Origin of the sequence: Variovorax glucosi, assembly GCF_051216695.1 — a bacterium.
Lineage (GTDB): Bacteria > Pseudomonadota > Gammaproteobacteria > Burkholderiales > Burkholderiaceae_C > Variovorax.
In genome coordinates, this window is record NZ_JBPJZE010000032.1 from 1 (window position 1) to 1,799 (window position 1,799).

General features: G+C 69.8%; 2 protein-coding genes. Both read right to left on the reverse strand.

Annotation, left to right across the window (positions count from 1 at the left end; all coding sequences use genetic code 11):
• Nucleotides 1–21: 21 nt before the first annotated feature.
• The gene (hutI, locus tag ACSFA3_RS22495) at nucleotides 22–1,257 is read right to left on the reverse strand and encodes an imidazolonepropionase (protein WP_435474647.1); all 1,236 of its coding nucleotides are present in this window, start codon (nucleotides 1,255–1,257) and stop codon (nucleotides 22–24) included.
• Between the two features lie 27 nt (nucleotides 1,258–1,284).
• A partial coding sequence (locus tag ACSFA3_RS22500; protein ID WP_435507708.1) for a HutD/Ves family protein occupies nucleotides 1,285–1,799 on the reverse strand: 515 nt, incomplete at its 5' end.

Sequence of the window (1,799 nt, forward strand, 5' to 3'; positions counted from 1 at the left end):
CCGCGAAGAAAGTGTTTTTTGTCATGCGTTGGCTCCGATGGCGATGCGGCCCTGGCGCACCACGGCGCGCACGGGCTGCTGGCCGAACCAGTAGGCCAGCTCGGCCGCATCGCGCACGTTCCATAGAACGAAGTTGGCGGGCATGCCTGGTGCGATGGCGCCGTGCGTATCCTGCAGGCCCAGCGCGCGCGCGGCGTGCACGGTGACGCCGTCGATTGCCTCGGGCACGGTGAGGCGGAACAGCGTGCAGGCCATGTTCACCATCAGCAGCAGGCTCAGCGCCGGCGAGGTGCCGGGGTTGTGATCGGTGGACACCGCCATCGGCACGCCCGCGGCGCGCAGCGCGGCGATGGGCGGCAGATGCGTGTCGCGCAGCGTGTAGTAAGCGCCGGGCAGCAGCACGGCGACGGTGCCCGACTGGCGCATCGCCTCGATGCCCTCGGCCGACAGGTGCTCGATGTGGTCGCACGAGAGCGCGCCGTAGCGCGCAGCCAGTGCCGCACCGCCCATGTCCGACAGCTGCTCGGCGTGCAGCTTCACCGGCAGGCCCAGCGCCTGCGCGGCCTTGAAGACCTGCTCGGTTTCTTCGAGCGAGAAGGCGATGCGCTCGCAGAACACGTCGACCGCATCGACCAGCCCTTCGGCCGCGAGCGCGGGCAGCATCTCGTTGCAGACGAGGTCGATGTAGTCGCCACTTCCATTGACTTGGCCCGCGTATTCGGGCGGCAGCGCGTGAGCGCCGAGGAAGGTGGTGCGCACCGTCACGCCATAGGCTTCGCCCAGGCGCCGCGCCACGCGAAGCTGCTTGCGCTCGTGCTCCAGCGAGAGACCGTAGCCCGACTTGATCTCGATGGCGCACACGCCATCGGCCAGCAGCTGTTCGAGCCGAGCCGCGGCCTGCGCGAAGAGCGTGTCTTCGTCGGCCTCGCGCGTGGCGCGCACCGACGAGACGATGCCGCCACCGGCCTTCGCCACTTCTTCGTACGTCGCGCCCGCGAGCCGCATTGCGAATTCGTTGGCGCGCTGGCCGCCGTAGACGAGGTGCGTGTGGCAATCGACCAGCCCTGGCGTGACGAGCGCGCCACCGCCGTCGTGCTGCCCGAGTCCGGCGAATTCCGCCGGCAACGCACTGCGTGCGCCCACCCAGCGAATCGCGCCCTGCTCCACCACGATGGCGCCTTCCACCCCGGCATCGGAGGCAAGGCGAAGACCGGTCCAGAGGCCGTCGGCCGAAGGGAATTCGTTGGCGGGTTTCATCGTCTTTCCTGTCGTTGCTTTTGCAGGTTACGCCGGCACGATGCGTACCGCGATCAGCCGTGCATCGGGGCCTTCGGGCACTGCCTGCCAGGCCTGCGCTGCGTCGGCCCACTGCAGGCCCTCGCCTTCGCGGCAGGCTTCGTCGTTCAACCGCCATGCGCTGCGCAGCGCCAGCAGCACGCCATGCGGCGCGGCGTCGATGGCCGAAGCGCCATCCAGCACCCGCACCTCGGCGCGCCACTGTCCGCGCGGCGTCATCACGTTGAAGTCGTTCGACGCGCCGCCGAGCAGCGTGCAGTCGATGGCCTCGTCACCGCTGAAGGCAAAGGGCCGGTGCGGAACGTCGAGGCGATGGTCGATGCGCCCGTCGTGCGTGAACAGGCGAACCCCGTCGCCTTCCAGCAGCGTGATGCTGCGGTCGACGCCCGCGAACACCGAGAACGGCCCCGCCGCCGCGATGGTCGCGATGCTCACGCGCCAGCCGAAGCTGTCGAGCCCCGCGCCCTGCGGCCAGCTGGCGATTTCCTGCGTGGTGCCGCCGC

Coding starts and splice junctions, on each gene's coding strand:
- hutI (WP_435474647.1), bottom strand. CDS start 1,257: ATGAAACCCGCCAACGAATTCCCTTCGGCCGACGGCCTCTGGACCGGT.